General features: G+C 53.7%; 1 rRNA gene. It reads left to right on the top strand.

The features are described from left to right. Nucleotides 1–2 precede the first annotated feature (2 nt). Nucleotides 3–469: ribosomal RNA gene (locus tag ACVA53_RS25020) — 16S ribosomal RNA — on the top strand; the annotation flags it as partial.

Below are 469 nucleotides of genomic sequence, written 5' to 3'. Positions count from 1 at the left end.
TTTAATTGAAGAGTTTGATCATGGCTCAGATTGAACGCTGGCGGCAGGCCTAACACATGCAAGTCGAGCGGCAGCGACAACATTGACCCTTCGGGTGATTTGTTGGGCGGCGAGCGGCGGACGGGTGAGTAATGCCTGGGAATATGCCCTGATGTGGGGGATAACCATTGGAAACGATGGCTAATACCGCATAATCTCTTCGGAGCAAAGAGGGGGACCTTCGGGCCTCTCGCGTCAGGATTAGCCCAGGTGAGATTAGCTTGTTGGTGAGGTAAGAGCTCACCAAGGCAACGATCTCTAGCTGGTCTGAGAGGATGATCAGCCACACTGGAACTGAGACACGGTCCAGACTCCTACGGGAGGCAGCAGTGGGGAATATTGCACAATGGGGGAAACCCTGATGCAGCCATGCCGCGTGTATGAAGAAGGCCTTCGGGTTGTAAAGTACTTTCAGTTGTGAGGAAGGCGT

The organism is Photobacterium sp. DNB23_23_1 (genome assembly GCF_052873815.1).
This window is presented reverse-complemented; position numbering and strand designations above follow the sequence as displayed.